Origin of the sequence: Streptomyces erythrochromogenes (assembly GCF_036170895.1) — a bacterium.
Classification (GTDB): domain Bacteria; phylum Actinomycetota; class Actinomycetes; order Streptomycetales; family Streptomycetaceae; genus Streptomyces; species Streptomyces erythrochromogenes.
In genome coordinates, this window is the sequence record NZ_CP108036.1 from 3,006,643 (window position 1) to 3,029,890 (window position 23,248).

The window sequence follows — 23,248 nt, forward strand, 5'->3', positions numbered from 1 at the left end:
GCTATCGGCCAGTGACATCATCCGCCGGCCCGTTCCGCTCCCGCAGACTCCGGTACCGAACGACCCACCCCCCACCGCACCGGACGAGTAGGAGCTCCCCCACATGCGCCACTCCCGTAAGGCCCTGCTGGCGACCGCCGTCGGCATCGGTCTCGCCGCCACCCTCGGCGCCGTCCCCACCGCCGCCGCCGCGCCCGCCCCCGTCGGCAATGCCGCGAGCTTCGCGGCGTACGAGCGCTCGCCGGAGAACGAGGCCGCCAACCGCGCCTTCTTCGAGGCCGTGCAGCGCTCGGTCGCCGAGCAGCGTGCCGCGAACCCGGGCGCCCTCGCCGTCACCGTCACCTACAACACCCGCAACGCGCCGAGCTTCCGTACCCAGATAGCCAACTCCACCCGCATCTGGAACAGCTCGGTCAGCAACGTGAAGCTGCAGGAGGTGTCCTCCGGCGGGAACTTCTCATACCGCGAGGGCAACGACTCGCGCGGCTCGTACGCGAGCACGGACGGGCACGGCCGGGGCTACATCTTCCTCGACTACCGGCAGAACCAGCAGTACAACTCCACCCGGGTGACCTCGCACGAGACCGGCCACGTGCTGGGTCTGCCGGACCACTACTCGGGCCCGTGCAGCGAGCTGATGTCGGGCGGCGGCCCGGGCACCTCGTGCCAGAACGCCACCCCGAACTCCGCCGAGCGGACGCGCGTCAACCAGCTCTGGGCCAACGGCTTCGCCTCCGGCCTGGGCACGAAGGAACTCGCCTCCGCGGGCTGAGTCACCGCCCCTCGTGCTCCCGGTAGTCCGTGCAGTCGGGGTTCCGGCAGGGACCCCGGCTCCACACCGGGATGAAGACCCCGAGTGACTTGCGCCGCCTGACCACCGTGTCGACGCGGAGCCCGCACGCCGGGCACGTCTGCTGTTCGTGCCCGGCCTGCGGGGCCACGGTCTCGTGCGCGTGCTGCTGTTCACCGGCCATACCTCCACGGTAGGCCGGTTTCCGCATGTCCGCGGTCCGCGGGTCAGCCCTTGCGGACGTAGGTGCTGACGATCTGGCCGCCGCCGAGGGTGGTGACCCCGGTGAGCTCCAGGGGCCGCACCCCGAAGCCGGCGCGCGTCATCGGCATGCCGGTGCCCGCGAAGACGGGGTAGGTCTTCACGACGAACTCGTCGATCTCGTCGATCAGCTGGGTGGCCAGGTCCGCGCCGCCGCAGAGCCAGATGCCGAGCCCGTCCCGGGCCTTGAGCTCACGGACCCGGGCCGCCACGTCGCCGCTGATCAGCTGCACCTGCGGGTCGGGCGAGGTGGTGAGGGAGCGCGAGACGACGTACTGCTCGGGCAGGTGGCCGTAGGGGCTGGCCATGCCCGCCTTGAGGCCCGGCTCGTAGGTGGCGCGCCCCATGAGGACCGCGTCGAAGCGCTTCGGCGGGGTGTCGGCGATCCCGAGCTGTGCGCGCCCCTGGGCGGCGATGGTCTCCGGGTACTCGGCCTTGAGGTGCTCGACGAACTCGGCATCGAGGTGGCCGTAGAAGAAATCGCCGTCGCCGTCCGGGGCACCGATGAACCCGTCGACGGTGGTGGCGATGAAGTACGTGAGCTTGCGCAAGCGATTCTCTTTCGTCGGACAGTGCCGCCGCACCGGGGCACGCCGAGTAAAGTACTTCAGGTGAAGTGGTTACGCAAGCTCCCGCATCCGCCGGCAGCCGTCACCCCCGGGGCTTGCGCCACATCGGCCACATCAGCGGCCCGTCCGGCAGGCGCACCGCCTCGCCGGTGAACTCCCAGCCGAGCCGCTCGTACAGCCCCTTGCTGCGCTCGCTGCTCGCCTCCAGGTACGCCGGCACGCCCTCGCGGTCGCAGCGCTCCAGTACCGGCCGCATCAGCTCGGTACCCAGCCCCTCTCCCTGCCGGCCCGGGGCGACCGCGATCATCAGCAGGTACTCGTGCTCCTCGGACGTCGGGTGCACCGCGCCCGTCAGCCGCCCCACCAGCTCGCACCGCTCGTTGTCCGGATCGGCCACGGCCCGCATCTTCGCCGGGACCTCGTCCTCGCCCTCCGGCTCACCCGCCGGAATCCGCAGCCACAGCGCCGCCGCCGAGCCGTCCACCGCGTAGTCGATCCGGCCCTCGGCCAGCGCGACGTCCACGAAGACGCCCAGGAACCTCCCGTGCACGGCGGCCCGGTGCTCCGGGTCCGGGAAGACCCAGCTGCTCACCGGGTCGGTGCGGAAGGCCTCGTCGAGCAGCCGCGCCACCGCGTCCCGGTCCGACTGATCCGCCTGACGTATCTCCAGCGCCACTGGTCACACCCTTCGCTCAACGGTCAACAACCGTCAGCGATCCTAGAGTTGGCACGTCAATGCGGTAAGGCCCGTTCCGGCACCCTGCGGTGCCGGAACGGGCCTCCCCCCGTTTCCCGCCTGCGATCACCGCGTACGGCGCGTCACGAACTCCGCCAGCGCCAGCAGCCCGCCCGCCGCCCCGAGGTCCGGAACGGCCCGGGACAGCTGTTGGACCGCGCGGCCCATCCGGTCCGCGGCCTGGGCCTGGGCCCAGTCGCGCCCGCCGGCCCGCTCCACCGCGTCGGCCGCCCGGAGCACGTCGTCCCCGGTCATGGGACCCGCGTACAGGTCGGCAAGTTCCCGGCCCGCCGCGGTGCCCGAGGTGAGGGCGGCCACGACCGGCAGGGACTTCTTGCGGGCGATCAGGTCGGCCCCGGCGGACTTGCCGGTGTGCCCCGGGTCCCCCCAGATGCCGATCAGGTCGTCGATCAGCTGGAAGGCCAGGCCCGCCTCCCGGCCGAAGGCGTCCATGGCGTCGACCTCGTCCGGTCCGGCTCCCGCGTACAGCGCGCCCAGCGCGCACGCGCAGCCCAGCAGCGCCCCGGTCTTGGCCGTCGCCATGGTCAGGCACTCGTCGAGCGAGACGTCCGGACGCTGCTCGAAGGCGCAGTCGGCCTGCTGGCCCGCGCACAGCTCGATGATGCAGGCCGAGAGCCGGGACGAGGCCGCCGCGGCGGCGGGGTGCGGATCGTCCGCGAGCAGTCGCTGCGCGAGCGCCATCATGGCGTCGCCCGTGATGATCGCGTCCGGCGTCCCGAAGACCGTCCAGGCGGTGGCCCGGCCGCGCCGGCGGACGTCCTTGTCGATGACGTCGTCGTGGAGCAGCGTGAAGTTGTGCGCCAGCTCCACCGCGACCGCGGCCGGTACGGCGTGGTCGACCGGGCCGCCGTCCTGGCCCAGCAGGGCCTGGGCGGCGGCGAGCACCAGGGCGGGCCGGATGGCCTTGCCGGGGCTGCCCTCGGCCGGGGTGCCGTCCGCGTGCTCCCAGCCGAAGTGGTACATGGCCACGCGCCGCATCCCGCCCGGCAGGCTCTCGACGGTGCGGCGCAGTTCCGGGTTGACCGTTTCTCTCGTTCGTTCCAGGAGGGCCGCGGCCTCCTGGCCCTCGCCGGTCGCGATCGCGTTCACCGCGCTCAGCGCCAACGGCCGATCTCGACGTTCTCCAGCACGCCGAGCGCGTCCGGCACCAGCACCGCCGCGGAGAAGTACGCGGTGACCAGGTAGGAGATGATCGCCTGCTCGCTGATCCCCATGAAGCGGACCGACAGGCTCGGCTCGATCTCGTCCGGGATGCCCGGCTGGTGCAGGCCGATCACGCCCTGCTCGTCCTCACCGGTGCGCATGCACAGGATGGAGGTGGTGCGGGCGTCGCTGATCGGGATCTTGTTGCTCGGGAAGATCGGCACTCCGCGCCAGGTGGTCACCCGGGTGCCGTCGACGTCGACCGTCTCCGGGTGGATCCCGCGCTTGTTGCACTCGCGGCCGAAGGCGGCGATCGCCTTGGGGTGCGCCAGGAAGAGCTTGGAGCCGCGCCGCATGCTGAGCAGCTGGTCCATGTCGTCGGGGGTGGGGCCGCCGTCGTGCGGCTGGATGCGCTGGTCGTAGTCGGCGTTGTGGAGCAGGCCGAAGTCGCGGTTGTTGAGCATCTCGTGCTCCTGGCGCTCGCGCAGCGCCTCGACCGTGAGCCGCAACTGCTGCTCGGTCTGGTTCATCGGCTGGTTGTAGAGGTCGGCGACGCGGGTGTGCACGCGCAGGACCGTCTGGGCGATGGAGAGCTCGTACTCGCGCGGGCGGGCCTCGTAGTCCACGAAGGTGCCGGGCAGGACGGCCTCGCCCTGGTGGCCGGCCGAGAGGTCGATCTCCGCCTCGCCGTACTTGTTGGTGCGCTGGGCGGGCATGGCGCGTACGCGGTCCAGGTGCTCGCGCAGCGAGGGGACCCGGTCGGCCAGCAGTTGGAAGTCCTGCCGGGACAGGGTGAGTGCGGTGCCGGGGGTGGCGGCGCGGGCGGTGTACTCCCAAATCGATTCTTCATCGACGAGGGCGTCCTCGCCGAAGTAGGCGCCGTCGGCCACGGTCCGCAGGACGGCGTCGTCCCCGTAGGGGCCCGGGCCGATCTGGTCGATGCGGCCGTGCGCGAGCAGGAAGACCTCGTCGGAGGGGCTGCCGAAGGAGGTGAGCTCCTGGCCGGCCTCGAAGTCGACCTGCCGGCACCGCTGGGCGAGTTCGCCGAGGACGTCGAGGTCCTCGTAGTCGCGCAGGAGCGGGAGTTCGCCGAGCTCGGCCGGGATCACCTGGACCTGGGTCCCGGTCTTGACGAACTCCACGACGCCGTTGCCGACCGAGTAGCTCAGCCGCCGGTTCACCCGGTAGGTGCCACCCTGGACCGACACCCACGGCAGCGCCTTCAGCAGCCACCGCGAAGTGATCTCCTGCATCTGCGGCGCGGACTTGGTCGTGGTTGCCAAGTTCCTTGCGGCCGCCGTCCCCAGACTGCGCTGCGGTGTCTGGGCCTCGGACTCGGAACCTGCCTGGACCGACATGTCTTTCCCTTTCGATCACTCCATGGGTCTGCAGGAGGCAGCCTTTCAGCACGCAACGTGGTGGGACCATTACACAAAAGGGTGGGACTACTCCGCCGGGGGCGGGGCACTCTCTCGGATCGAACTCCTCGCCGCAGGCCGCGGGAGTCCTTCACACCCCATCGGTTTCGGCCAAGCCGCGACCCCGGACGAGCTTTAATTTGTATCTGGGATGCGAATTTTCTACGGTGATCCCATGCGGCTGACCCGATTCACCGACCTGGCGCTGCGCACGCTGATGCGCCTGGCCGTCGAGGAGACGGACCTCCCGACCACGCGCGACGTGGCGGCGACGATGGAGGTCCCGTACACCCACACCGCCAAAGTGGTCGCCAGGCTGCAGCATCTCGGCCTGGTCGAGGCGCGGCGCGGGCGCGGCGGGGGGCTCACCCTGACCTCGACCGGACGGGGCGCCTCCGTGGGCGCGGTGGTGCGCGAGCTGGAGGGCGCCGGCGACGTCGTCGACTGCGAGGGCACCACCCCCTGCCCGCTGCGCGGCGCCTGCGTACTGCGCGGCGCACTGCGCCGGGCCCAGGAGGCGTTCTTCGCCGAACTGGACCCGCTGACGGTGAACGACCTGGTGGCCGCGCCGACGGGCCCGCTCCTCCTCGGCATTTCGAGCAGGGCGCCCACAGGGGCCGAAGGGCCCTGACCACCAGGGCCGAATGGCCGGTTACCACCGCCCGCCGGACCCCATAGCCTCCACCCGACGGGAGTTCGAACAGAAGTCCGCACCGCGACGGGCCTCTGCGATCAAAAATACGCATCTAAGATGCCAATTAATGGTTCCACCACGCGAGGAGTTCCCCATGCTGTCCGAGAAGTCGACCGCGACCGTCCGAGCCACCCTGCCCGCCGTCGGAGCGGCCATCGGCGACATAACGGAGCTCTTCTACGCGAAGCTCTTCGCGGCCCACCCGGAGCTGCTCCGCGACCTCTTCAACCGGGGCAACCAGAACGCGGGCCTCCAGAAGCAGGCGCTCGCCGGCTCCATCGCCGCCTTCGCGACCCACCTCGTCGCGCACCCGGACACCCGCCCCGACGTGATGCTCGGCCGCATCGCGCACAAGCACGCCAGCCTCGGCGTCACCCGCGAGCAGTACGCGGTCGTCCACCGGCACCTCTTCGAGGCGATCGCCGAGATCCTCGGCGAGGCCGTCACGCCCGACGTCGCCCAGGCCTGGGACGAGGTCTACTGGCTGATGGCGAACGCCCTCGCGGCCATCGAGGAGCGCCTCTACGCCGGCCACCGGATCGCCGCCGGCGACGTGTGGCGCGAGTGGACCGTCACCGGCCGCTCGGAGGAGACGGCCGACTGCGCCACCTTCCGCATCGCCCCCGCCGACGGCGCCCCCGCGCCCGCGCACCTGCCCGGCCAGTACGTCTCCGTCCAGGTCGAACTGCCCGACGGAGCCCGGCAGATCCGCCAGTACAGCCTGTCCGGCCCGCCCGGCTCCGCGGTCCGCGCGATCACCGTCAAGCGGGTCCACGGCCCGGCCGCCGCGGGCCCCGACGGCGAGGTCTCCAACCACCTGCACGCCCGCGTCCACCCGGGCCACACCCTGCGGGTCTCGGCCCCGTACGGCGACCTGGTCCTGCAGGACTCCGGAGCCCCGGTCCTGCTCGCCTCGGCGGGCATCGGCTGCACGCCGATGCTCTCGATGCTGGAGCACCTGGCCGAGACCGCATACACGGCGCCGGTGACGGTGCTGCACGCCGACCGCTCCCCCGCGGACCACCCGCTGCGGGCCGACCACCGGGCCCTGACCCACAAGCTGGCCGACGCCTCGGCCCGGTTCTGGTACGAGGAGGAGGCGGAGCCGGGCGACGGCACGGGCCTGATGGACCTGTCGGACGTACCCGTCGCCCCGGGCACCCGGGCGTACCTGTGCGGGCCGCTCCCCTTCATGCGGTCCGTGCGCGAGCAGCTGATCGCCAAGGGCGTGCCGGCCGCCGACATCCACTACGAGGTGTTCGGCCCGGACCTGTGGCTCGCCTCCGCGTGACGCCTGTCCGGATCCGCTCGCTCGCCGTACGAAAACACTAGCCGCGGAAGGGCCGCCTCCACTAAACCGGAGAGTGACGATTCGGACACATGGGGTGTCCATCGCGCACCGCACGAAGGGAGGCGGCCATGGCCGCACCCATGTCCGCGGACCGGTTCATCAACGCACTGAGGAACGAAGGCCTGACCGTCGTCGAGGTCGGCGCCTGGCGCACCCACAACCGCAACCACAAGGGGCCGTGGGGCCCGCTGCACGGGGTGATGATCCACCACACCGTCACGCGCGGCACCGCGTACTCCGTGGAGCTCTGCCGGGACGGCCACAACGCCCTCCCGGGACCGCTCTGCCACGGGGTGATCGGCAAGGACGGCCGCGTCCACCTGGTCGGCTACGGCCGCGCCAACCACGCCGGCCTGGGCGACCCCGACGTCCTGGCGGCGGTGATCGCCGAACGGCGGCTCCCCCCGGACAACGAGGCGACCACCGACGGCAACCGCCACTTCTACGGCTTCGAGTGCGTGAACCTCGGCGACGGCGAGGACCCGTGGCCCCCGGCGCAGATCGACGCCATCGCCCGCGCGGCGGCGGCCCTGTGCCGGGTCCACCGCTGGACGGCCCGCTCGGTCATCGGCCACCGCGAATGGCAACCGGGCAAGGTCGACCCCCGCGGCTTCACGATGGACTCCCTCCGCGACCGCATCGCCGAACGCCTGAAGTGACCGCTCCCACCAGGCCCTGTCCGGGGACAATGGCCTGGTGGACCACCCCGAACTGCAGCCGCGGCCGCCGTCCCCGCTCGTCGAGGCGGTGGACGAGCGGTTCGCCGCGCACGGCGTGCGGCTGCTGTTGAAGCGGGACGACCTCGTCCATCCCGAGCTGCCCGGCAACAAGTGGCGCAAGCTCGCCCCGAACCTGCGCGCGGCCCTGGAGGCGGGGCACGACCGGCTCGTCACCTTCGGCGGCGCGTACTCGAACCACCTGCGGGCCACCGCGGCCGCCGGGCGGCTGCTGGGCCTCGGGACGGTCGGCATCGTGCGCGGCGACGAGCTGGCCGGCCGGCCCCTGAACGACTCCCTCGCCCGGTGCGCGGCGGACGGCATGCGCCTGCACTTCGTCTGCCGCTCGCGCTACCGCGCCAAGGCCGACCCGCAGGCACTGGCCCCGCTGCTGGACGAGGCGGGCGCGAGCGGGGCGTACGTCGTCCCGGAGGGCGGCAGCAACGCCCTCGCCCTCGCGGGCTGCGCCGAGCTGGGCCGCGAGCTCCGCGGCCTCACCGATGTGGCGGCGGTGGCCTGCGGCACCGGCGGCACCCTGGCGGGCCTGGCCGCGGGCCTCGCCCCCGGGCAGCGGGCACTGGGCGTGCCCGTCCTGGCCGGCGGCTTCCTGTCCGCGGAGATACGTTCCCTCCAGGCCGAGGCGTACGGCGGCCCGGTCGGCGACTGGTCCCTGGCCGAGGACTTCCACCACGGCGGGTACGCCCGTGTCCCGGCCGCGCTGGAGTCCTTCGCCGCCGACTTCGCCTCCCGCCACGGCTTCCCGGTGGAACGGATCTACGTCGCCAAACTCCTCTGGGCCCTGACCACCCTCACCCAGGCCGACGCCTTCCCACCCGGCACGACCGTCACCGCGATCATCACCGGCCGCCCGTAGCCGGAGCCGCCGGGGGCGGTGTCCGCGCGGCACCCCGGCCGGGCACCCCGCAGGGGCTACGTCGACTCGCGGTATGCCGCCGCCTCCTCCAGGTCCAGCCTGCGCAACAGCACCCGCAGCATCTCGTCGTCGATCCGCCGGCCGTCCCGCAGCGCGACGAAGACCTCCCGCTCCGCCTCGATCATCTCCCCCGCGAGCCGCCGGTAGATGTCGTCCGCCGACTCCCCCGTCAGCGGATTGACCTCGCCCAGCCGTTCCCACACGGCGTTGCGACGCCGTTCCAGCACCGTCCGCAGCCGGTCCGCCAGCGGCGGCGGCAGCGTGGAGTTCTCCGGCTCCTCCAGCAGTTCCGCCAGCCGCTCCTCCGCCGCCCGCGAGGCCTCGCTCTGCGCCTGCGCCTCCGCCAGCGTCTCGGCCTGCACGTCCTTGGGCGGCAGCTTCAGCGCCCTGATCAGCGGCGGCAGCGTCAGCCCCTGCACCACCAGCGTCCCGATGACCGTCGTGAAGGTCAGGAAGAGGATCAGGTTCCGGTGCGGCACCGAGATCGGCACGGAGAAGGCGATGGCCAGCGACACCACACCCCGCATCCCGGCCCAGCCCACGATCACCGGGGACTTCCAGTCGGTGTCCGGCTCCCGTTCCCGGATACGCCTCGACAGCCCGCGCGGCACGAAGGTCGCCGGGAACACCCACACGAAGCGGGCCACCACCACCACGAGGAAGACGGCGACCGCGTACCAGGCCGCGTCCATGCCCTGGTACTCCCCCAGCCCGGTGAGGACCACCGCCAGCTGGAGGCCGATCAGCGCGAAGACGACCGACTCCAGGATGAAGGCGACCATCTTCCACACCGCCTCCTCCTGGAGCCGGGTGGCGAAGTCGACCTGCCAGTTGCGGTGCCCGAGGTACAGCGCGACCACGACCACCGCGAGCACACCGGACGCGTGCACCCGCTCGGCCGCCGCGTACGCCACGAAGGGGATCAGCAGCGAGAGGGTGTTCTGGAGCAGGGGTTCCTTCATCCGTTTGCGCAGCTGGTGGATCGGCACCATCAGCAGCAGGCCGACGCCGACCCCGCCCACCGAGGCCAGCAGGAACTCCGCGATGCCGCCCGCCCAGCCGGCGCTCACCCCGACGGCCGCCGCCAGCGCCACCTTGTACGCGGTGATCGCGGTGGCGTCGTTGACCAGGGACTCACCCTGCAGGATGGTCGTCAGCCGGTTCGGCAGCCGCAGCTTGCGGGCGATCGCCGTGGCGGCGACGGCGTCGGGCGGCGCGATCACCGCGCCCAGCACCAGCGCCACCGGCAGGGACAGCCCGGGCACCAGCAGGTACGCCGCGTACCCGACGACGACCGTCGCGAAGAGCACGTAGCCGACCGACAGCATCGCGATCGGCCGGATGTTGGCGCGCAGGTCCAGGTACGAGCTGTCCACCGCGGCCGTGTACAGCAGCGGCGGGAGCAGCAGCGGCAGCACGATGTGCGGGTCGAGGGTGTAGTCCGGCACGCCCGGGACGTACGAGGCGGCCAGACCGGCGGCGACCAGCAGCAGGGGCGCGGGCACCGGTGTGCGGCGGGCGAGTCCCGCCACGGCCGCGCTGCCCGCGACGAGCGCCACCAGCTGCAATACGTCCATCGAAGATCCGTCCTCCGTCGTCGCGCGCCCGCACCCTGGCCGTACGCTGGCCATCATGAGCGAGTGCACCCACGTTGCCGAACTGCCGCGCCCCGAGCCGGTCCCGTCTGCACAGACCTGCGCCGAATGTCTGGCGGTCGGCAGCCACCCGGTGCAGCTGCGGATGTGCCTGGGGTGCGGGCACGTGGCGTGCTGCGATTCCTCGCCGTTCCGGCACGCGACGGCGCACCACGACGAGAGCGGCCATCCGGTCATGCGGAGCTTCGAGCCGGGCGAGACCTGGCGATGGTGTTTCGTGGACGGTTCGATCGTCTGAGGCGGGGTAGTTCAACCCTCCGCCGGTTCCCCCGATTTGACCCCCGCAGACCTCTAGCCACTGTGCGTACCCATGGGCTTACCATCAGTCACTGGCCGCAGGGCAAGGTGCTCGGTGCTCACAGCGGGCGTCACGAGGGGTGCCGCGACACGATCGCCCGGATCGCGGTAGCGTCACCGGCGAAAAGAGCTCGTACCACCTTGGAGGTGAGGGTGTCCCAGATCGCAGGCGAGCCCGGGACTCAGGACTTCGTGGAAGTCCGGCTGCCCGCTGCGGGTGCCTACCTGTCGGTGCTGCGGACGGCCACGGCCGGCCTCGCGGCACGTTTGGACTTCACCCTCGACGAAATCGAGGATCTCCGCATCGCGGTGGACGAGGCCTGCGCGATCCTGCTCCAGCAGGCCGTGCCGGGCTCCGTCCTCAGCTGCGTCTTCCGGCTGATCGACGATTCGCTGGAGGTGACCGTCTCGGCACCGACCACGGACGGGCGCGCGCCGGAGCGTGACACGTTCGCCTGGACGGTCCTGTCGGCGCTGGCCGGCAAGGTCGAGGCCACGGTCGAGGAGAACCGGACGGTGAGCATCAGCCTCTACAAACAACGCGGCGCGGGGCCAGGCCCGGCGTGAGCGGCGGGGAGATCCCGGTGCGGGGCGGGGATCGGCCCCGGGTACGGCACGAGGTCGACGGCGGCATCCCGGAGCAGCAGCACGCCCGGCCGCACCCGGCTGACGCGGATGCGGAAGACGGCTTTTTGGACTCGGCGGAGCGACGGGCGGGCCCTATGAGCGAGAACCAGCACGACCAATCACAGCCGGTACAGCCACCGGAGGCCGCTGCGCCGGCCCCGGCGGCGGGGTTCCCGGTGTCTTCGGCGCCTGCGCCGCTGCCCGATCCGCGCGACCGCAGCAGCGCGCGGGGCCTGTTCGTCGAGCTGCGGGCGCTGCCCGACGGCTCGCCGGAGAAGGCGGAGCTGCGCAACCGGCTCGTACGTATGCACCTGCCCCTGGTCGAGCACCTGGCGCGGCGCTTCCGCAACCGCGGTGAGCCGCTGGACGACCTGACCCAGGTCGCGACGATCGGCCTCATCAAGTCGGTGGACCGGTTCGACCCGGACCGCGGAGTCGAGTTCTCCACGTACGCCACGCCCACGGTGGTCGGCGAGATCAAGCGCCACTTCCGTGACAAGGGCTGGGCGGTACGGGTGCCCCGGCGCCTGCAGGAGCTGCGGCTCTCGCTGACGACGGCCACGGCCGAGCTGTCCCAGCAGCACGGGCGCTCGCCGACGGTGCACGAGCTGGCCGAGCGGCTGGGCATCTCCGAGGAGGAGGTGCTGGAGGGGCTGGAATCGGCCAATGCCTACAGCACGCTCTCCCTGGACGTCCCGGACACCGACGACGAGTCGCCGGCAGTCGCGGACACCCTGGGCGCGGAGGACGAGGCCCTGGAGGGCGTCGAGTACCGCGAGTCCCTCAAGCCGCTGCTGGAGGGGCTGCCGCCGCGGGAGAAGCGGATCCTGCTGCTTCGGTTCTTCGGCAACATGACGCAGTCGCAGATCGCGCAGGAGGTCGGCATCTCCCAGATGCACGTCTCCCGCCTGCTGGCCCGCACCCTCGCCCAGCTCCGCGAGAAGCTCCTCGTCGAGGAGTGAGCGGGGCTCAGGAGGAGGAAGGCCCTCCGATGCCGAGGGCCTCGGTCGCCGTCGGGTTCACGAGGAGTGCGACGACGGCCACCGCGGCCACCGCGAGGGCCGCGGCGGCGGCGGTCATGGCACCGCCGGTGGTGTAGAGCGTCCAGGCCACCGGCAGCGCCATCAGCTGGGTGATCAGTGCCGGGCCGCGGCTCCAGCGGCGGCCCAGGCGCAGTCCGCGCGCGGCGATCAGCGGCAGCGCGGCGAGCGCGAGCAGGGTGATGCCGCCCGTCTCGGCCTGCTGCGGGGAGTCGGGGTCTCCGGCGATGCCGACGAACAGCATGTACACGCCGAGGCCGGCGAGGGCCAGCCCCTCCAGGGCCGTGAGCGCGGCCGCGGCGGTCAGCCGGCGGGGCAGCGCGGTGGGCGCTTCGACGGTGGGGGCGGGGGCCTTCGCGGGCTGCTTCTTACTCACCCATGCAGGGTAGCGGCGCCCCGGCGGAGGCCGGAGGGGACGGGCAGTAGGGTCCGCTCGTGAAGGGGTGGGTAGTCTGGCGCTCATGCGTGCACTTCTCGTGGCCAACCCAGCAGCGACGACCACCAGTGCGCGCACGCGCGACGTCCTGATCCATGCCCTGGCCAGCGAGATGAAGCTGGAGGCGGTCACCACCGAGTACCGCGGGCACGCCCGGGACCTGGGGCGCAAGGCCGCGCACGAGGGGCTGGACCTGGTGGTCGCCCTGGGCGGCGACGGCACGGTCAACGAGGTGGTGAACGGGCTCCTGCACAACGGGCCCGATCCGGACCGGCTGCCCCGGCTGGCGGTGGTCCCCGGCGGCTCCACCAATGTGTTCGCCCGTGCCCTGGGGCTGCCGAACGACGCGGTCGAGGCGACGGGCGCGCTGCTGGACGCGCTGCGCGAGGAGCGCGAGCGGACGGTCGGCCTGGGTCTGGCGGCAGGCACGCCCGGCACGGAGGACGAGTCGGTTCCGGCGCGCTGGTTCACCTTCTGCGCGGGCTTCGGGTTCGACGCGGGTGTCGTGGGGCGGGTCGAGCAGCAGCGGGAACGCGGCAAGCGTTCGACGCACGCCCTGTATGTACGACAGCTGATGCGCCAGTTCTGGGAGGAGCCCAACCGCCGACACGGGACGGTCACGCTGGAGCGCCCTGGAGCCGATCCGGTGACGGGACTGGTGCTGTCGATAGTGTGCAACACCTCGCCGTGGACGTATCTGGGGAATCGTCCGCTTTACGCCTCTCCGGAGGCGTCGTTCGATACCGCACTTGACGTATTGGCGCTCAACCGTTTGTCAACTCCGGCCGTCGCCCGGTACGCGACACAGCTCCTGACCTCCACTCCTGAGCGGGGTCCGCACGGCAAGCATGCGGTGTCTCTGCACGATCTGACCGACTTCACCTTGCATTCGAAGGTTCCCCTCCCGTTCCAGATGGACGGTGATCACCTCGGACTGCGCACCAGCGTTCGGTTCACAGGCGTACGCCGTGCACTGCGTGTGATTGTGTGAGTAGAAGGGCCCGCAGGCCTTTCACTCGAACGTTTACACGCCGGTCCACCCTCACGATGTAGGGCTGTGACCTAGTAGACACCGACGAATCAAAAAAAACTTTCCGGAAGGGGTTGTATCCCCGTCCGAGGTTTGCGAATCTCTTCATGGCGATCGGGACAGCCCGCAGAACCGGCACCCACACAGACCGCCAGAACCCCTCCACGAATCTCTGACTGATCACCCGCGTGAAACCGGGCGGTCGCCCTTCCCTCACGGGGGGATTCGTGAAAGCGTTCACATTCACAAGCAAAGTGCCCGCAATACAAGGAGATGGAGCAGCCATGGACTGGCGTCACAACGCCGTTTGCCGCGAGGAAGACCCGGAACTCTTCTTCCCCATCGGCAACACCGGTCCTGCGCTGCTGCAGATCGAGGAAGCCAAGGCCGTCTGCCGCCGTTGCCCCGTCATGGAGCAGTGCCTGCAGTGGGCGCTCGAGTCCGGTCAGGACTCCGGCGTCTGGGGCGGTCTCAGCGAGGACGAGCGCCGCGCCATGAAGCGCCGCGCCGCTCGCAACCGGGCGCGCAACGCCAGCGCCTGACAACGACTTTCGAGCCTCGACGCGCAGCGCGCAGTAACCGAAGAAGCGCTCAGCAACGTGCTCTTGAGCCCCGGACCGAAGCATTCGGTCCGGGGCTCAGTGCTGCTGCAGGACTACTCTCCGTGCGCGCGGCCCGCAGGCCGTCGCTCACGCTGAGTCACCCTTCGGCTGCTACTTCTGCGGGCTGGACGGCAGGTCGAGGACGACCTTGGTGCCGCGCGGCTCGGCCCGGACCATGTCGAAGGTGCCGCCGAGCTCCCCCTCCACGAGGGTCCGTACGATCTGCAGTCCGAGGTTGCCGGCCCGCTGGGGGTCGAACCCCTCGGGCAGGCCGTTGCCGTCGTCGAGCACGGTGATCAGCAGCCGCCCGTCCTTGCGGCCGGTTCCGCTGCGCAGTGCGGCCACCTCCACGGTGCCCCGCTCCCCCTGGGTGAAGGCGTGCTCCAGGGCGTTCTGCAGGATCTCCGTGAGCACCATCGACAGCGGGGTGGCGACCTCCGCGTCCAGGATCCCGAAGCGGCCGGTGCGCCGGCAGTCGACCCTGCCCGGCGAGATCTCCGAGACCATCGCGATCACGCGGTCGGCGATCTCGTCGAACTCGACCCGCTCGTCGAGGTTCTGAGAGAGCGTCTCGTGCACGATCGCGATCGAACCGACACGGCGCACGGCTTCGTTGAGCGCCTCGCGGCCCTGGGGCGAATCCATTCGGCGGGCCTGGAGCCGCAACAGTGCGGCCACGGTCTGCAGGTTGTTCTTCACCCGGTGGTGGATCTCCCGGATGGTCGCGTCCTTGGTGATCAGTTCACGTTCGCGACGGCGCAGTTCGGTGACGTCGCGGCAGAGCACCAGGGAGCCGATCCGGGTCCCCTTCGGCTTGAGGGGGATGGCGCGCAGCTGGATGACGCCCCCGTTGCCCTCGACCTCTGTCTCGCGCGGGGCCCAGCCGCTGGCGAGCTTGACCAGCGCCTCGTCGACCGGGCCGCGGAACGGTGCGAGTTCGGCGGTGGTGGCGCCGAGGTCCTGGCCGACCAGGTCGGAGGCGAGGCCGAGGCGGTGGTAGGCGGAGAGCGCGTTCGGGGACGCGTAGGTGACCACGCCGTCGGCGTCGAGCCGGATCAGGCCGTCCCCGACGCGCGGGGAGGCGTCCATGTCGACCTGCTGGCCGGGGAAGGGGAAGGAGCCCGCCGCGATCATCTGCGCGAGGTCCGAGGCGGACTGGAGGTAGGTCAGCTCCAGCCGGCTGGGTGTACGCACAGTGAGCAGGTTGGTGTTGCGGGCGATCACTCCCAGTACCCGTCCTTCGCGGCGGACGGGGATCGACTCGACGCGGACCGGTACCTCCTCGCGCCACTCGGGGTCGCCCTCGCGCACGATGCGGCCCTCGTCGAGCGCGGCGTCCAGCAGCGGGCGGCGGCCGCGCGGCACCAGGTGGCCGACCATGTCGTCCTGGTACGAGGTGGGGCCGGTGTTCGGGCGCATCTGGGCGACCGAGACGTAGCGGGTGCCGTCGAGGGTGGGCACCCACAGCACGAGGTCGGCGAAGGACAGGTCGGAGAGCAGCTGCCACTCCGAGACCAGCAGGTGGAGCCACTCCAGGTCGGTTTCTCCGAGAGCGGTGTGCTGGCGTACGAGGTCGTTCATGGAGGGCACGTTGCGAGCGTACCCCGGGTACGCACGATGACTTTGCCCACGCCGGTACTCAGGAGTATCCAGGAGGGGCACGGGCCGCGTAGTGTTGGAGGAAGTGACGGGTTTCCAGCTACCGTCATTGGATGGACAGAACAGAATGGTCTAGTCCAGAATTGACTTAGAGTCTCCGCCCTCCCCGCACAGGAGGACGGATCGAGGTAGCCGCGCGCTCTGCCCTGACCGCGCAGGCACCTCTCACCGGCCGCCGGGAACCGCACACCTGACGGCCGTAAGTACTCCGGGCTACGGTGCCGGACGGGTTGAGGGTCCCGTCCTGCACCGTGGCCCAGAGGAATTTTCGGGGCCTTTCACGGCCAGGCCAGCAGGGCCCGCTCCGCCACCGCCTCCAGCTCTTCCCGGGTCGCCCCGTCGCGCGACTGCTGGGACATCCCCTGAAGCACGGCCCCGGCGTACCGGGCCAGCGCCCGCGCGTCCGTGTCCGGGGGCAGCGCTCCGGTGGCGAAGTCGGCGCGGATCCGGCGCTCGAAGAGCTCCAGGCCGGCGTTGCGCCGCATCCGCAGCGCCCGGGCCACCTCCTCCGAGGTGGTGTTGATCGCCGCGCTGATCACCATGCAGCCCGGCGGGTGGGCCGGGTCGGTATAAACCTCGGCCGCCTCGCGCAGGATGCGCTCCACGGCGGCGCGGGCGGTGGGCTCCTCGGCCAGTGCCACGCCGGCGAAGTCGCCGTAGCGGCTCGCGTAGACCGCGACGACCTCGTCGAAGAGCTTGCGCTTGTCGCCGAAGGCCGCGTAGAGGCTGGGCGCGCTGATGCCGATGGAGGCGGTCAGGTCGGAGATCGAGGTCGCCTCGTAGCCGCGCTCCCAGAAGGCCGTCATCGCCTTGTCGAGGGCGGCGTCACGGTCGAAGGAGCGGGGCCTGCCGCGCTGTCCGGTCACCATCCACACATTCTATAGCGGGCGCTAAGGAATCTGATACGGTCCTTTCTGTAGCGATCACTAGCGATTTCGGAGGGGGGCGCGTCATGGGCGTGCTCGAAGGGAAGACGGCACTGGTCACGGGCGGCAGCCGGGGCATCGGCCGGGCCGTGGCGGAGCGGCTGGCACGCGACGGGGCGCTGGTGGCGGTGCACTACGGCCGCAACGCGGCGGCGGCCGAGGAGACCGTGGCGGCGATCGGGGCGGCCGGCGGACGGGCCTTCGCGATCGGGGCCGAGCTCGGGGTGCCGGGGGACGCAGAGGCCCTCTGGGCGGCGTACGAGGCCCATCCCGCACGCACCGAGGCCGTGGACATCCTCGTCAACAACGCGGGGGCGGCGATCTTCGCGGGGATCGGGGACACCGACGAGGAGGCCTACGACCGGGCGCACGCGCTGAACGCCAAGGCGCCGTTCTTCGTGATCCAGCGCGGGCTGGCGCGGCTGCGGGACGGCGGCCGGATCGTGAACGTGACCGGCACCCCGGACCTCGCGCTGCCGGCGATCCTCGCGACGGTCATGGCGAAGGGCGCGGCGAACGCCATGACGCGCTCGCTGGCCGCCGAACTCGCCCCGCGGGGGATCACCGTGAACTCGGTGGGGCCGGGGATCACCGAGACGGACCTGAACGCGGCCCTGCTCGCCGATCCCGCGACCCGGACCCACCTGGCCGCCCGCTCGGTCTTCCACCGGGTGGGCACGGCGGAGGAGGTGGCGGACGTGGTGGCCTTCCTGGCCTCGGCGGACTCCCGCTGGGTCACGGGCCAGCACCTGGACGCCACGGGCGGCCTGCAGCTGGCACTGATCTAGTGCTGCGGCCGGGAAGGTTCGCCGGGCGTCGTGACCCGGTGAACCTTCCCGGTCACGGCAGCAGCAACGGTCGGACGGCGCTACGGCCGTTCGGAGGGGATGGAGCTGGGAACGGTCGGGAGCACGATGCCGCGCGGGGCCTCGGGCTCTTCGCCGGCTGCCTCGACCGCCATGAGGTCGGGCAGTTCGTAGGCCTCCGCACCGTCGAGGTCGACCTCGTAGCCGATGTCCCCGAGGCTCGCCGCCGTGAGCCGGCTCAGCGGGTTGCCGGCCGCGGCGATGGTAGGCGTCATCAGCTCGGTACGGAAGACCCTCTCCCGCCAGTGGCTGCCCGCACTGCCCGGGCCGCCGACGTTGGCGACCGGCACCGGCCGGGGCGGTCCGGCCCCCATGAGTACGCCGAACTCCGCCATGGCGCCGGGGCCGACGAAGGTGGGGTTGGTGCCGGGGAAGTCCTTCAGCAGGCCGAAGGCGCTCCAGACCAGCCCGGTGATGCCGAGGCAGTGGCCCATCTCGTGGGTGATGACGTCGAGCAGCGAGCCGTCGTCCTCCATCTGGCCGAGGTCGGCCTTGTCGAACCGCATGACGGCCTTCGCCGGCAGACCCGCCCCGGCGAGCGCCGTCTGGGGCCGGAAGATGCGCGGACCCGCTTCCCCGAGGACGCCGAAGACTCCGTCGAGGAACACACCTTCGGCGTCGATCAGGATGTCGTCGATGATCACGTCGCCGCTGAAGTCGCGGATGATCGCGGTCTCCAGGTCACCGACGATGACCCGCGCCCAGCGCTCGGCCGCCTCGGCGAAGACGTCCTTCTGGTTGTTGGTCAACCCGCCGACGAAGCGCACCTCGATCTGGAACGGGGAGGTGGTCTCGGCGAGATCGGCGGCGCGCGTGGCGCTCGCCACTGCTCTGTAACTCTCGAAGGCGTAGGTCGGGTGCCTGGCCATGACTACCACTCCAATCGCACATAGCACGATTTACCTACCAAAGCCACCTTATGCGACAAAGGAGTTGTAGACAGGGCAACCAAGAGCAGGCCAGACCGGCTGTAGCACGGTGCACCGCATCGGCCGCCCGGGTGACCGCCCGGGAGGCCTGACGCCGGGATCGGGATCACCATGGAAAGCGGCGGGACCCCCGCCGCACCCGGCTCCCTCTGCTAGATTGGTCTATACCACACCACCCACTCCAGATCGGCAGGCCCCGCGTGGAAGTTGTCATCGTCCCGGACGCCAAGGCAGGCGGCGAGCTCATCGCGGAGGCCATGGCGGCCCTGGTGCGCCGCAAGCCCGACGCCCTGCTCGGCGTGGCGACCGGCTCTACCCCGCTGCCCGTCTACGAGGCCCTCACGCGCAAGGTCGGGGCGGGTGAGGTCGACGCCTCCGCGGCCCGGATATGCCAGCTCGACGAGTACGTCGGCCTGCCGGCCGGGCACCCCGAGTCCTACCGCGCCGTCGTCCTGCGCGAGGTCGTCGAGCCCCTCGGTCTGACCGAGGCGTCCTTCATGGGCCCCGACGGTTCGGCCGAGGACATCGTCGCCGCGTGCGAGGCCTACGACCGGGCCCTGGCCGAGGCCGGCGGTGTGGACCTCCAGCTGCTGGGGATCGGCACGGACGGGCACATCGGCTTCAACGAGCCCTGCTCGTCCCTGGCCTCGCGCACCCGCATCAAGACGCTGACGGAGCAGACCCGCGTGGACAACGCGCGCTTCTTCGACGACGACCTGGAGCAGGTGCCGCACCACGTCATCACCCAGGGCATCGGCACCATCCTCGACGCCCGCCACCTGGTGCTGCTGGCCACTGGCGAGGGCAAGGCCGAGGCCGTCGCGCAGACCGTCGAGGGTCCGCTGTCCGCCCTGGTACCGGCGTCCGCGCTGCAGTTGCACCGCCACGCGACCGTCGTCGTGGACGAGGCCGCCGCCTCGAAGCTCAAGCTGGCCGACTACTTCCGCCACACCTACGCCAACAAGCCGTCCTGGCAGGGGCTGTAGTCCCCGACAGCGGGCGAAGGGCCGGGCACTCCCTCGGGGGAGCCCGGCCCTTGCGCGTACGCGGCGGAGCCGGGCACCACCCCTGTGACAAGGTGCCCGGCTCCGGTTCCGCGGCGCGTCACACCCCCGTGACGGCCCCCGCGACGACCTCGGCGGCGGCGCGGCCGCAGACGCGCGCGGCGCCGTGCGTGGCGATGTGCAGGGCCCCGCGCGGCTCGGCGCGCGGCAGCCCCATCTCGACGACCACCGTGTCCGGCCGGGCCTCGACCAGGTCGTCCAGCACCTCGGTCATCCACGGGTGGCGGTGCGCGTCCCGGACCACCGCGACGACGGTGCGCTCCCCCGCGGCGGCCAGGATCTCCCCGGCCGTGGCGCCCTGCGGGTAGAGGCCCGAAGCGGTGCCGGGCAGCAGCTCGGCCAGCTCGGCGGCCGGGCCCCACGGAGTCTCGTCGCCGACGGCGATGTTCGCGACCGGGGTCAGGGTCGCGACGTACGGGCCGGTCAGCGGGCCCGCCGAGCCGGTGACGACGAGGGCCCGGCGGGCGGCGGTCAGGCCGATGCCGGACGCGCGGCTCCCCTCCGGCCGCGCGTCCGGCCGGGCCCCCAGGGTCCACGCGGCCAGCGCACGGACCCGGGCGGCGGCGTCGGCGAGCCGATCCTGCGGGAGCGTGCCCTCGCGTACGGCCGCGACCAGCGCGTCGCGCAGCCGCAGGACGGTGTCCTCGTCGGCGAGTCCGCCGCCGACGCAGATGGCGTCGGCGCCCGCCGCGATGGCCAGGACCGAGCCGCGCTCGATCCCGTACGTCCCGGCGATGGCGTGCATCTCCATGCCGTCGGTGACGATGAGGCCCTCGTAGCCGAGCTCCTTGCGCAGCAGGCCGGTCAGGATCTGCGGGCTGAGCGTGGCCGGGCGGGTCGGGTCGAGGGCGGGCACCAGGATGTGGGCGCTCATCACGGCCTTCGTCCCGGCCTCGATGGCGGCCTTGAACGGTACGAGTTCCCGTGCGGCGAGGGTGTCGAGGTCCACGTCGATGCGCGGCAGGGCGTGGTGGGAGTCGACGTTGGTGTCGCCGTGGCCCGGGAAGTGCTTGGTGCAGGCGGCGACGCCGGCGGCCTGGAGGCCCTCGACGTAGGCGGCGGTGTGCCGGGCGGCGAGGTGGGTGTCGGCACCGAAGGACCGTACGCCGATGACCGGGTTGTCCGGGTTGGAGTTGACGTCGGCGGAGGGGGCCCAGTTGAGGTTGACCCCGCACTCGGCGAGGCGGCGGCCCAGCTCGTGGGCGACGTCCCGGGTCAGGCGGGTGTCGTCGACGGCACCGAGGGCCAGGTTGCCCGGGAAGGACGAGCCGCCCCGGACCTCCAGGCGGGTGACGTCACCGCCCTCCTCGTCGATGGCGACGAGCACGTCGTCACGTTCGGCGCGCAGCTGCGCGGTCAGCGCGGCCAGCTGCTCGGGCGAGGCGATGTTGCGGCCGAACAGGCCCACCGAGGTGAGGCCTTCGCCGATCCTGCGGAGCAGCCAGGCCGGGGCGGTGGTGCCCTCGAAGCCGGGCTGGAGGACGGCGAGGGCGTCGCGGGTCACCTCGTCGGAGGCGGTGGCGCGGTGCGCAAGGACAGTCATGACGGCGTCATCCCTTCACGGCGCCGGCGGTCATGCCGCCGACTGCCTTGCGCTGGAGGAAGATGAAGATGAGCAGGACCGGGACCGCGAAGAGCGAGGAAGCGGCCATGGTGGCGCCCCAGTCGTTGCCGAAGGCGGACATGAACTCGGTCAGCCACAGGGGCAGGGTCTGCGCGGTCTTGTCCTTGTTGAGGATCAGGACCATGGCGAACTCGTTCCAGGCGGTGATGAAGCCGAAGAGCGAGGTGGACATCAGGCCGGGGGCCAGCAGCGGGAAGATCACCTTGCGGAAGGCCTGGCCGCGGGTGCAGCCGTCGATCTGGGCGGCCTCCTCCAGGGTCACCGGGACGGCGGCGATGAAGCCGCGCAGGGTCCAGATGGTGAAGGGGAGGATCATCACGAAGTAGATGGCGGTCAGCAGCGGGAGGCTGTTCAGCAGCTCGCCGTCGCGGGCGATCATGTACATCGCGATGACCATGACCTCCCAGGGGGCCATCTGGGCCATCATCACGGTGAGGACCAGGCCCTTGCGGCCCTTGAACCTCATGCGGGCGATGGCGAAGCTCGCGGCGAGGGCGACGAGCAGGGCCAGCACCACGGCGCCGACGGTGACCAGGACGCTGTTGGTGACGTACGTCCAGAAGTTCTCGACCCCGGTGGCCTTGCCGAAGTTGTCCAGCGTCGGCGTGAAGACGAAGACGGGGTCCTTCGTGAGCATCTGGTCGGCCGGCTTGAGGGCCGACGAGAACATCCAGTACACGGGGAAGACGAAGACCAGGGCGAGCAGGAGCGCGCCGAGGTTCTTGGCCACGGCTCCGGGGCGCACCGGGCGGCGGGTACGGAGCTGCTGTGCGGGCCCCTCGGGAGCCGCGGGCTTCGGGGCGGTGGTCGTGCTCGTGCTCACTGCTCCTCCTCCTGCTTCAGGATCAGGCGGAAGTAGAAGGACATGACGATCACGAGGATCACGATCGTCAGGACGGAGATCGCGGCGGCGAGGCCGTAGTGGGCCTGGCTCTGGCCCTCGACGTAGGCGAAGACCGGCAGGATCTCGGAGGCGCGGTCCGGGCCGCCCTTGTTCATCGCGTAGACCTGGGTGAAGGCCTTGAACACCCAGATCACCTCAAGGAAGGTGGTGATGAGGAAGAAGGGCTTCAGGTTCGGGAAAACGATCTTCCAGAAGGTCTGCCAGCCGTTGGCGCCGTCCATGCGGGCGGCCTCGTACAGCTCGGCGCCGACCGTGGTGAGGCCGGCGTACATGTTGAGGGCGACGAAGGGGATGGAGCCCCAGACCACCAGGATCGTGACGATCACCATGGTGGAGAGGCCGGTCTCCATCCAGTTGTGCTGTTCGTAGCCGGAGAAGCCGGCGGTGCGCATGACCCAGTTCATGACGCCGAACTGCTCGTCGAACAGCCAGCGGAAGACCTGTACCGAGGCGACGATCGGCATGGCCCAGGCCATCACCAGCGCCATCGACAAAACCAGGCGCATCTTCGTGCCGAGCTTGTTCAGCAGGATGCCGATGAGGCTTCCCAGCACCATGATCAGCGCGACGTTGGCCAGCGTGAAGGCGAAGCTGCGGACGACGACGGTCCAGAAGGCCGAGTCACCGAGGAGCTCGGTGTAGTTGTCGAGTCCCGCGAAGGGGTACTTCCGCTGGATGAACTCGACCTTGTTGATGTCCTGGAGGGACAGGATCACGTTCTTGATCAGCGGGTACAGCAGGAGCGTCGCGAGGGCGAGCACCGCGGGTGCGACCAGCAGATAGGGCAGCCACCCCGAGGGGAGCGACTTCCTGCCTCCGCGAGGCGGCGTATGGCTGGCGCCGGTTGCTGGGGCCGGCGTCTGGGGCCGTCCGGCGGACTTCGGTGGTGCGTCCTGTGGAGCGCTGGTCACCGCTCCCTGGGAGTGCACGGTCATGGCTTGGCTTCCTCGCGGTTG

General features: G+C 71.2%; 25 protein-coding genes. 12 read left to right on the top strand and 13 right to left on the bottom strand.

Annotation, left to right across the window (positions count from 1 at the left end; translation table 11 throughout):
- The first annotated feature begins 103 nt into the window (after nucleotides 1-103).
- A complete protein-coding gene (gene snpA / locus OHA91_RS13305) occupies nucleotides 104-772 on the top strand; it encodes a snapalysin (RefSeq protein WP_031151648.1) in 669 nt (222 codons plus the stop codon).
- A gap of 1 nt (nucleotide 773) precedes the next feature.
- On the opposite strand, the gene OHA91_RS13310 is transcribed toward snpA, so the two are convergent.
- The 5 genes from OHA91_RS13310 to OHA91_RS13330 form a co-directional block, all read right to left on the bottom strand.
- Entirely contained in the window at nucleotides 774-974 is a 201-nt protein-coding gene (locus tag OHA91_RS13310) for a hypothetical protein (RefSeq protein ID WP_031151647.1), read from the bottom strand.
- Nucleotides 975-1,017: 43 nt separating this feature from the next.
- Nucleotides 1,018-1,602 (bottom strand): dihydrofolate reductase family protein, encoded by a 585-nt coding sequence (locus OHA91_RS13315; RefSeq protein WP_031151646.1) that lies wholly within the window; start codon nucleotides 1,600-1,602, stop codon nucleotides 1,018-1,020.
- A gap of 100 nt (nucleotides 1,603-1,702) precedes the next feature.
- Entirely contained in the window at nucleotides 1,703-2,296 is a 594-nt protein-coding gene (locus OHA91_RS13320; protein ID WP_031151645.1) for a GNAT family N-acetyltransferase, read from the bottom strand.
- Nucleotides 2,297-2,422: 126 nt separating this feature from the next.
- The gene (locus OHA91_RS13325; RefSeq protein WP_381626282.1) at nucleotides 2,423-3,475 is read right to left on the bottom strand and encodes a family 2 encapsulin nanocompartment cargo protein polyprenyl transferase; all 1,053 of its coding nucleotides are present in this window, start codon (nucleotides 3,473-3,475) and stop codon (nucleotides 2,423-2,425) included.
- Nucleotides 3,472-4,878 (bottom strand): family 2B encapsulin nanocompartment shell protein, encoded by a 1,407-nt coding sequence (locus OHA91_RS13330; protein WP_031151643.1) that lies wholly within the window; start codon nucleotides 4,876-4,878, stop codon nucleotides 3,472-3,474. The genes OHA91_RS13325 and OHA91_RS13330 overlap by 4 nt, the downstream gene beginning before the upstream one ends.
- A 235-nt stretch (nucleotides 4,879-5,113) precedes the next feature.
- On the opposite strand from OHA91_RS13330, the gene OHA91_RS13335 reads away from it, so the two are divergent.
- From OHA91_RS13335 to OHA91_RS13350, 4 genes are all read left to right on the top strand, one after another.
- Complete coding sequence (locus OHA91_RS13335) at nucleotides 5,114-5,569, top strand: RrF2 family transcriptional regulator (protein WP_328739272.1); 456 nt, start codon at nucleotides 5,114-5,116, stop codon at nucleotides 5,567-5,569.
- Between the two features lie 157 nt (nucleotides 5,570-5,726).
- Nucleotides 5,727-6,923: a globin domain-containing protein gene (locus tag OHA91_RS13340; RefSeq protein WP_328741132.1), complete on the top strand. Its 1,197-nt coding sequence runs from the start codon at nucleotides 5,727-5,729 to the stop codon at nucleotides 6,921-6,923.
- Nucleotides 6,924-7,051: 128 nt separating this feature from the next.
- On the top strand, nucleotides 7,052-7,642 hold the full coding sequence (locus OHA91_RS13345) for an N-acetylmuramoyl-L-alanine amidase (protein ID WP_031151640.1): 591 nt from the start codon (nucleotides 7,052-7,054) through the stop codon (nucleotides 7,640-7,642).
- Nucleotides 7,643-7,679: 37 nt separating this feature from the next.
- A complete protein-coding gene (locus OHA91_RS13350; protein ID WP_328739273.1) occupies nucleotides 7,680-8,573 on the top strand; it encodes a 1-aminocyclopropane-1-carboxylate deaminase/D-cysteine desulfhydrase in 894 nt (297 codons plus the stop codon).
- A gap of 56 nt (nucleotides 8,574-8,629) precedes the next feature.
- Here the strand turns inward: OHA91_RS13350 and OHA91_RS13355 are convergent, their stop codons facing one another.
- Nucleotides 8,630-10,210 (bottom strand): Na+/H+ antiporter, encoded by a 1,581-nt coding sequence (locus OHA91_RS13355; RefSeq protein ID WP_031151632.1) that lies wholly within the window; start codon nucleotides 10,208-10,210, stop codon nucleotides 8,630-8,632.
- A 55-nt stretch (nucleotides 10,211-10,265) separates the two neighbouring features.
- Between OHA91_RS13355 and OHA91_RS13360 the strand changes: the two genes are divergently transcribed.
- The 3 genes from OHA91_RS13360 (at nucleotide 10,266) to OHA91_RS13370 (ending at nucleotide 12,174) form a co-directional block, all read left to right on the top strand.
- Nucleotides 10,266-10,526 (top strand): UBP-type zinc finger domain-containing protein, encoded by a 261-nt coding sequence (locus OHA91_RS13360; protein WP_031151631.1) that lies wholly within the window; start codon nucleotides 10,266-10,268, stop codon nucleotides 10,524-10,526.
- A gap of 212 nt (nucleotides 10,527-10,738) precedes the next feature.
- Nucleotides 10,739-11,152 carry an ATP-binding protein gene (locus tag OHA91_RS13365; RefSeq protein WP_030012703.1) on the top strand — a complete coding sequence of 138 codons (414 nt, stop codon included), beginning with the start codon at nucleotides 10,739-10,741 and terminating at the stop codon, nucleotides 11,150-11,152.
- Between the two features lie 11 nt (nucleotides 11,153-11,163).
- Entirely contained in the window at nucleotides 11,164-12,174 is a 1,011-nt protein-coding gene (locus OHA91_RS13370) for an RNA polymerase sigma factor SigF (protein WP_063835548.1), read from the top strand.
- 7 nt (nucleotides 12,175-12,181) lie between these two features.
- On the opposite strand, the gene OHA91_RS13375 is transcribed toward OHA91_RS13370, so the two are convergent.
- Nucleotides 12,182-12,628 (bottom strand): hypothetical protein, encoded by a 447-nt coding sequence (locus tag OHA91_RS13375; RefSeq protein ID WP_037632507.1) that lies wholly within the window; start codon nucleotides 12,626-12,628, stop codon nucleotides 12,182-12,184.
- Between the two features lie 85 nt (nucleotides 12,629-12,713).
- On the opposite strand from OHA91_RS13375, the gene OHA91_RS13380 reads away from it, so the two are divergent.
- Both OHA91_RS13380 and OHA91_RS13385 read left to right on the top strand, forming a co-directional pair.
- The gene (locus OHA91_RS13380) at nucleotides 12,714-13,679 is read left to right on the top strand and encodes a diacylglycerol/lipid kinase family protein (protein WP_031151628.1); all 966 of its coding nucleotides are present in this window, start codon (nucleotides 12,714-12,716) and stop codon (nucleotides 13,677-13,679) included.
- Nucleotides 13,680-14,002: 323 nt separating this feature from the next.
- A complete protein-coding gene (locus tag OHA91_RS13385) occupies nucleotides 14,003-14,260 on the top strand; it encodes a WhiB family transcriptional regulator (protein ID WP_003953983.1) in 258 nt (85 codons plus the stop codon).
- A 171-nt stretch (nucleotides 14,261-14,431) separates the two neighbouring features.
- On the opposite strand, the gene OHA91_RS13390 is transcribed toward OHA91_RS13385, so the two are convergent.
- Together OHA91_RS13390 and OHA91_RS13395 are read right to left on the bottom strand one after the other, a co-directional pair.
- Entirely contained in the window at nucleotides 14,432-15,901 is a 1,470-nt protein-coding gene (locus OHA91_RS13390) for a sensor histidine kinase (protein ID WP_328741133.1), read from the bottom strand.
- A 356-nt stretch (nucleotides 15,902-16,257) separates the two neighbouring features.
- Complete coding sequence (locus tag OHA91_RS13395) at nucleotides 16,258-16,848, bottom strand: TetR/AcrR family transcriptional regulator (protein ID WP_328739274.1); 591 nt, start codon at nucleotides 16,846-16,848, stop codon at nucleotides 16,258-16,260.
- Nucleotides 16,849-16,931: 83 nt separating this feature from the next.
- Here OHA91_RS13395 and OHA91_RS13400 point away from each other — a divergent pair, with 83 nt between their 5' ends.
- A complete protein-coding gene (locus OHA91_RS13400; protein WP_031151625.1) occupies nucleotides 16,932-17,693 on the top strand; it encodes an SDR family oxidoreductase in 762 nt (253 codons plus the stop codon).
- Between the two features lie 80 nt (nucleotides 17,694-17,773).
- On the opposite strand, the gene OHA91_RS13405 is transcribed toward OHA91_RS13400, so the two are convergent.
- A complete protein-coding gene (locus OHA91_RS13405) occupies nucleotides 17,774-18,640 on the bottom strand; it encodes a leishmanolysin-related zinc metalloendopeptidase (protein ID WP_266497825.1) in 867 nt (288 codons plus the stop codon).
- Between the two features lie 260 nt (nucleotides 18,641-18,900).
- Here OHA91_RS13405 and nagB point away from each other — a divergent pair, with 260 nt between their 5' ends.
- Nucleotides 18,901-19,686 (top strand): glucosamine-6-phosphate deaminase, encoded by a 786-nt coding sequence (nagB, locus tag OHA91_RS13410; RefSeq protein WP_328739275.1) that lies wholly within the window; start codon nucleotides 18,901-18,903, stop codon nucleotides 19,684-19,686.
- A 118-nt stretch (nucleotides 19,687-19,804) separates the two neighbouring features.
- Here nagB and OHA91_RS13415 read toward each other — a convergent pair whose 3' ends face one another.
- From OHA91_RS13415 to OHA91_RS13425, 3 genes are read right to left on the bottom strand one after another with little or no spacing between them, the layout of a single operon-like run.
- A complete protein-coding gene (locus OHA91_RS13415) occupies nucleotides 19,805-21,307 on the bottom strand; it encodes a glycoside hydrolase family 3 protein (protein WP_328739276.1) in 1,503 nt (500 codons plus the stop codon).
- 7 nt (nucleotides 21,308-21,314) lie between these two features.
- Complete coding sequence (locus OHA91_RS13420) at nucleotides 21,315-22,211, bottom strand: carbohydrate ABC transporter permease (RefSeq protein WP_078959332.1); 897 nt, start codon at nucleotides 22,209-22,211, stop codon at nucleotides 21,315-21,317.
- On the bottom strand, nucleotides 22,208-23,227 hold the full coding sequence (locus tag OHA91_RS13425) for a carbohydrate ABC transporter permease (protein ID WP_031151620.1): 1,020 nt from the start codon (nucleotides 23,225-23,227) through the stop codon (nucleotides 22,208-22,210). Before OHA91_RS13425 ends, OHA91_RS13420 begins: the two co-directional genes overlap by 4 nt.
- Between the last annotated feature and the right edge of the window lie 21 nt (nucleotides 23,228-23,248).